The 7,215-nt window shown below is 49.9% G+C and carries 4 protein-coding genes; all 4 read right to left on the bottom strand.

Annotated features, from left to right (window positions below; translation table 11 throughout):
* Window positions 1-662: 662 nt before the first annotated feature.
* Complete coding sequence (locus Q0294_RS14560; protein ID WP_299466832.1) at window positions 663-2,024, bottom strand: DUF1501 domain-containing protein; 1,362 nt, start codon at window positions 2,022-2,024, stop codon at window positions 663-665.
* A 197-nt stretch (window positions 2,025-2,221) separates the two neighbouring features.
* The gene (locus Q0294_RS14555) at window positions 2,222-3,688 is read right to left on the bottom strand and encodes a DUF1501 domain-containing protein (RefSeq protein WP_299466830.1); all 1,467 of its coding nucleotides are present in this window, start codon (window positions 3,686-3,688) and stop codon (window positions 2,222-2,224) included.
* 6 nt (window positions 3,689-3,694) lie between these two features.
* On the bottom strand, window positions 3,695-5,176 hold the full coding sequence (locus Q0294_RS14550; RefSeq protein ID WP_299466826.1) for a DUF1553 domain-containing protein: 1,482 nt from the start codon (window positions 5,174-5,176) through the stop codon (window positions 3,695-3,697).
* Window positions 5,173-6,870: a DUF1549 domain-containing protein gene (locus Q0294_RS14545; RefSeq protein WP_299466823.1), complete on the bottom strand. Its 1,698-nt coding sequence runs from the start codon at window positions 6,868-6,870 to the stop codon at window positions 5,173-5,175. Before Q0294_RS14545 ends, Q0294_RS14550 begins: the two co-directional genes overlap by 4 nt.
* Between the last annotated feature and the right edge of the window lie 345 nt (window positions 6,871-7,215).

The raw sequence follows: 7,215 nt of genomic DNA, 5'->3' as shown, positions 1-7,215 counted from the left end.
TGCCAAGGCAGTGATTCTCCACGACGCTGAAATTCAGCATCAGTAGACAATAGAGTTGGCACGAATTCAGGATTCTAATGATTCTGAAACGCGTTTCGCTCATCGTAACACTGCTTATCGCCGGGCGCGAGCAGTAGACCGAAACAAAGAGAAGCGGCCGCTGACTGCTAACGTGCCCAGAATTAACTTGGCGCGGAAGCTGTTTCGGCCCAGATTAAACAGCAATGTCCTGGATTTTCAGATAGGATTTGAGTCGGAAACCAATCCAGACTCGGAACACAACGATTTAACCACGCGCTTCTACCCTGTGTCCAGATGCGGTTTGAAAACTTTTTCATAATTGTGTACAGGCTGGCAAGATTCACCAAACGCGCGCCAGGATGATTGCGATCTGACCAACGCGTCACAACTCGACTAAATGATATAACCGGGAGAATGTGCTTTTGATAAATCCCTGCACAAATACGCAATCATCAATTAAAAGCAGAGTGAATTCAAAACGTTATAGAAGAAATGGAGCCTGAAAAACAGGAATTTATGAAGAACTGCAGAAACTGAATTCCATCGAAACCTCATGCGAACTATCGCTGGAAATTCGCATGTATCCGAGTCAGTATTTTAAATTGAACGAAGGCGAATTCTTACAGCGGCAGAGACAAATCTCAGACGAACAACTCAGAAACCGCTTCGCCGGAATCGAGTAATGGCAGGGGGCGGTCCAGACGATCATTAAACATCACGCGCTGCGGATCGATACCCAGATGTCGATAAATGGTTGCTGCGACATCTTGCGGACTGACAGGACGTTCCACAACAGTTTCGCCGTGCTTGCTGGAACGTCCAATAACCTGGCCCATGTTCATGCCGCCACACCCCATCAGCACACTGAAGGTTCGCCCCCAGTGATCACGGCCGGCGTGTTTATTCATGCGGGGCGTTCTGCCAAACTCGCCCATTGCCACAATCAAGGTCTTCTCGTACAAACCACGATCAATCAAATCGCGTACCAGTCCTGCAATCGCAGCATCGAGAGGGGGAATCAGTTTCCGCGCGCCCTCTTCGGTTTTATATTGGCCCGGTGAACCGTGGTGATCCCAGGGAACACAGTTGACCGTGACAAACGTGGCGCCATGCTCAACCAGTCTGCGCGCCAATAATGCACTTTGACCAAAGGTATGCCTGCCGTAGCTGTCGCGCAGTGAGTCTGGCTCAGCGGCGATGTCGAACGCGGAGCGCACCCCTTTTGAGTTAAGCAGATCAAACGCTTTCTGTTGATGTTCATCCACATCAAGAATTAACTTTTCATGGGAGCGCGGCAACACATCGAGTGAACCAAGAAGTTGCTGGCGATTCCTCAGCCGGTCTAACGTCAGGCCGGTTGTTAAGGTCAGATTTTTGACGTTAAAACCGGCTGTATTCGGATCGGAATTGACAATAAACGGGTTACTGCCCCCTCCGATGTAGGAGGAATAGTGAAAGAGATTATCGGTTCCACCATGCAAATGCGGCACCCCTACATACGATGGCATCCCCGCTTGATTTGGCCCTCGCAAAAAAGAGGCAGCGGAACCCATCGAGGGGCGTCTTTGCACGCGGTTGTCGGGAGCATTGAACGCAGGACCTTCAAAGCCGGTCAGCATCCAGTGATTTCCCTTGGTATGATCCCCGGAACCATGATTGACCGTTCGCAATACGGCGAGATGCTCCGCCAGTTTTGCCTGCTCAGGCATCAATTCACTGAATTGAACCCCCGTCAGATTTGTCGCGATCGATTGAAAAGGCCCCCGATAATCTGCAGGAGCTTCCGGTTTGGGGTCCCAGGTCTCCATATGACCGGGTCCACCACTTAACCAGAACAGAATGACGTTTGTGTCTTGCTGTTTTGGGTGAATCGCCCCCTCTGCTTTGAGCTTCAACAGATCGGCTAACCCTAATCCCCCTGCGCCAAGTAAACCTGCCTGCACGAAATTACGACGAGTGACCCCTGCACAATTTGCTGACTTCTGAGAAGATCGTTTTTTCATCGCCAAATTTCTTCAGGAGGGAAATTGATGAGCGGCATTGGGCCAACGGCAGATAAACATAAACCGACATTGATTTGTTAATTATCATCAAAAAACAGATCCAGGTCAAGAACTGCCACCGGATGTTCGAAACTTGACTCAGTCTGCTCGACAATCCCCCAATTTATCCCTCTAGTCATATGCGTTCTGCCGCTTTGCTAAGACAGCAGGCCTTTGACGACATTCGCACCATCGACGCCTGTGAGCTTGAGATCGAGGCCCTGATATTTCACGGTAAAGCGATTGTGATCGATGCCCAGGCAGTGCAGGACGCTGGCGTTTAAATCATTGATGTGTACGGGATCTTTCACAATGTTATAGCAGTGATCGTCAGTTTCCCCGTAATCGATACCCGGTTTAAATCCGCCACCGGCAACCCAGGTCGAGAAACAACGTCCGTGATGATCACGGCCGTGGTTGTCTTTCGTCAATGTTCCCTGGCTATAAATCGTACGGCCAAATTCTCCTCCGAAGATGACAACCGTGTCGTCTAATAATCCCCGTTGTTTTAAATCTTTCACGAGAGCGGCGGCAGGCTGATCCACTTTATTACAATTATTCCGAATTGCTGTCGGCAGGCTGCCATGTTGATCCCAGCCACGCTGAAAGAGTTGAATAAAAGGGACACCTCGTTCGGCCATCCGGCGTGCTAAAATGCAATTCGCGGCAAAGGTTCCCTTTTTCTGCGAGTCAGGCCCGTACATCTCAAACGTGGCTTGCGTTTCTCCACTTAAATCCATCAGGCCAGGAACCGAGGTTTGCATCCGATATGCCATTTCGTACTGAGAAATACGCGCTTCAATTTCCGGATCGCCCGACAGCTGCGCTTTTTCGGCATTGAGTTTTGCCAACCCATCCAGCATTTTACGACGCAGGCCTCTGTCTAACCCTTTCGGATCAGTCAGAAATAATACGGGATCACCGGCACTGCGAAACTGAACGCCCTGATGGCGTGAGGGCAAATTTCCGCTGCTCCAGAGTCGTGAATAGAGTGCTTGCCCTGGTGCATTACCGACGGAAATCATCACCACATACGCGGGCAAGTCTTTGTTAGGACTGCCTAAGCCATAACTCAGCCACGCTCCAAAACTGGGGCGTCCCAATTGTTGAGTCCCCGTGTTGATGTAGGTGATCGCGGGATCGTGGTTGATGGCTTCCGTATTCATGGTGCGGATGATGGCAATATCATCCGCGATGGAAGCCGTGTGTGGCAGAATGTCGCTATTAATCCATGTTCCCCGTTCGCCATAACGTTTGAAATTGAACATCGGCGCCACGCAGGGAAACGATTTTTGTCCGCTGGTCATTCCGGTGAGCCGTTGTCCTTTGCGAACCGACTCGGGCAGTTCTTTCCCGTGAATCTCCTTTAACACCGGCTTATAATCAAATAAATCAATATGGCTGGGACCACCGGCCATGAAAAGATAAATGACCCGCTTTGCTTTGGGAGCAAAATGAGGCAAGCCCTGCAATCGCCCCTGTTCGGAGCCGGTTTGACTGGCTGCAGATAATTTGGGTACATCTCCCAGCAAACTGGCGAGTGCAGCAGCTCCCAGACATCCACGAGAACGCGATAATAATTGCCGACGCGTTAACTGTCGCTGGTATTCTTCAAATGGATTCATTGATCTTTACTCACGAGTCAAAGTTTCGTCTAAATTGAAAATCATGTTGGCAACGACCGTCCAGGCAGCCTGTTCCGTGACGTTGAGTTTTTTATCTCGGGGTGATTCACCAACACTCATCAGTTCTTCCGCCGCTTTCGCATTGGCCTGATAGTGTTTCAGACTTTGATCATACAGTTCCAGAAGTACCTCTCTTTCAGAGGATCGGGGCTCCCTGCCCGTTGCCAGTAAAAAGGCATATGCGACCTGTTCTTCTTTTGTCGAACCTCCCTCTTTCAACATCCGTTCTGCGAGGTGACGGGCCGCTTCGACATATTGGACATCGTTCATCGTCACTAACGCCTGCAGAGGTGTATTCGTGCGAGGTCGTCTGATCGTGCATTTTTCCCGGGTGGGTGCATCAAAGATCTGCATACTCGGAGGGGGCGCAGATCGCTTCCAATAGGTATATAAGCTGCGTCGATATAGTTTTTCGCCGTGATCCTGTACGAAAACAGGATTCCCTCCCAGGCCGACTTCTTTCCAGAGTCCGGGAGGCTGATAAGGTTTGACTCCCGGGCCCCCCATTTTCGTGTTGAGTAATCCGCTGACTTCGAGCGCGCTGTCGCGAACAAATTCTCCCTGTAATCGAAAACGCGCGCCACGTGCCAACAGTCGGTTTGACGGATCTTGCAAATAGGTTTCACGGGATGCATCGGATGTCTGCCGATAGGTTGCCGACATCACAATCTGTTTGAGCAACCGTTTGACATCCCAGCCTGATTCCCTGAAGTCGACAGCCAGCCAGTCCAGTAATTGCGGATGACTGGGAAAAGCGCCTTGTGAACCGAAGTCTTCCGGTGTCGTGACGAATCCCGTCCCAAATAACATTTGCCAATAGCGATTGACGGCAACACGCGCAGTGAGTGGATGATCAGATTGAAAGAGCCACTGGGCCAACCCCAAGCGATTTTGCGGTGCCTCTTTTGGCATAGGAGGCAGAATCGCCGGTGTCCCCGGTTGAACTTTATGTTCGGTCGGGGCATCGTAAGCGCCACGTGCGAGAATAAACGTATCGCGGGGCTTTGCCATATCACTCATCATCATGACCGTCGTCAACGGTTTGAGAAGCTCTGTCTCCTCTGCTTTCAGTTCCTGCTTCTGTTTGATTAATGCAATATATTCTGCGTCTTCCTGTTCCAGATAATATGTACGTAACTGCTGCTGTTGCTCTGCCGTTCGTTTTTCCGGCGCAACGGCCAGAATTGCCGTAATGGGAAGTTGTTTTGAAAGTGTTTCCACTTCAGATAAACTGAGTGCGCGACTAAAAACAGCCACCTCATCAACGGTTCCCAACAGACGGGAACTGGGATGCCGACTGCCGATGAGTAATGTTTTGGGGGTGCGGATGGATTCGCTTAAGCGATCCTGCTCGATGTTCCAGTCCCACAACTGACCATCGACATAAATTTTTACCCCCTTGGCTTTGGAAGAGCCATCATAGGTCACAAAGACATGGTGCCAGGTAGAAGGTTTGAGTTTATTTTTGTGGTGACTTTAATCGCATTCGTGGGCCATTGATTAATGATGTGAACTGAAATTTTTTCCCCCGCAATCAGAATATCATAACCACGGTAACTGTTGGCGTCATCCATTTTCGCCAGCAGAGCCCCTGATCCTTTGGGGTCGAGATTGAGCCAGCCACCATAGGAAAAATGATCCGTCCGTTCAAAATCACAGACTTCTCCCAGGTCGATATAGGTCTGACCATCAAATTTGACCCCCTGATCGTGAGGAGACTTGACCCAGTTCGCATTACCATGAATGGTCCCTGTTCGAGTCTGATCCACCAGATCGACGACTTTGGTTCCTGCCCCCTGATTGAGCGCAAAACGCAACAACTGGCCATCCAGATGTGTGGGACTTTCCTGTTGTTTTTCTTTCGTCGTCAACCAGGCGGCAAACAGGGGCTCAACCGACTTTTGGCGGGCGGCAATCTGATTCTGGTTTTCTTCGATTCTGGCGCGCGTTCCCGGCAGTTTCTTTTCTTTTTCCGGATCGACTAGTTCGACGATCGGTTGCGCGTTTCCACCGCGTGTCTGACTGCCGGCATCAGCACTGATGTTAAAAAAACCAAAGAACCGGTAATAGTCCTCGTGTGAAATGGGATCGTATTTATGCTCGTGACACTGAGCACATTCCATACTCAGCCCTAACCAGACCGTCGACGTTGTCTTCACCCGGTCAACCGCGTATTCGACACGATACTCTTCGGGGATCAACCCGCCTTCATCTGTCGTACCGTTATTCCGATTGAATCCGGAGGATACTTTTTGTAACGGCGTTGCATCAGGAATCAAATCTCCCGCCAATTGTTCCGTCGAAAACTGGTCAAAAGGAATATTTTCGTTATACATCTGCACGATGCGATCGCGCCAGGCCCACATATCGCGTGGCCCGTCTGCATGATACACACTCGTGTCACCATACCGGGCCGCATCCAGCCACATCAGCGCCATGCGTTCGCCGTAATGTTTTGAACTTAACAGTCGATCAACCAGTTTTTCATAGGCATCGGGAGACTCATCATTGAGAAAAGTATTAATCTCGGCAATGGTGGGGGGCAGCCCTGTCAGATCAAAAGTCAGTCGTCGTATTAAAGTGCGACGACTGGCTTCCGCAGACGGTTTTAACTGTTGTGACTCAAGCTGTGCCAACACGAATTGATCGATGGGATTGCGAACCCACTTCTCGTTTTTGACTGGAGGCAACGCAGATTTTTGCGGAGGGAGAAACGCCCAGTGGCTGGTCCATTCGGCTCCTTCATTGATCCAGCGTTTGAGCAATTCCACCTGCGCTGGAGTCAACTTTTTATTCGAATCTGGGGGAGGCATTTTCAGATCAGGATCATTGCCGCTGATCCGTGCGTAAAGTTCGCTTTGATCGGAATGTCCCGGTGTGATCGAATTTGCTTTTGCTGCCTCTTCAATATCCAGCCGCAGATCGCCTGCACGATGTTTCGTGTCGGGGCCATGACAGTGAAAACAGTTTTCGGAAAGAATCGGTCGTATGTCGCGGCTGAAATCGATTTTAGCGGGCGTGCCGGGTTGTTTTACCTGATTATTCTCTGCCAGACAAAGATCAGCAGACAGCAGGAAAAACGCAGCCGAAAAACAGAGGCTTAGATGACGGAGCGTGCGCATACTGAATTATGTCCTTCAAAGTGGAACACAATCAACGATCCTGGTGCGTCTCAAGAATTTCCGAAACTGCGACATCGCAGCACGAGGAGAACAGGTGGGTCCCAAATGGATGATCGTTACATAGATGGTAGATACGTCGGAAGACAATTGTCAAGGCTTTTCGATTGAAAGATGAAGTCGAATGCACACCCCGATATCAAACGTCATACCTGCCTGCATTTTTTCAGTCCACAATGTATTTTTAAACAAAACTGATTCCACTCTGAATTTCCGACCTGAATGAATGCATTCGACTTTCTCTACCATCTTCATAAACGCCCTGATATATTGGGATCAAGAGTTCCG

The organism is uncultured Gimesia sp., assembly GCF_937919775.1.
GTDB lineage: Bacteria > Planctomycetota > Planctomycetia > Planctomycetales > Planctomycetaceae > Gimesia.
The sequence above is the reverse complement of the archived record's forward strand: the minus strand, read 5'-3'. Positions and strand labels throughout refer to the sequence as shown.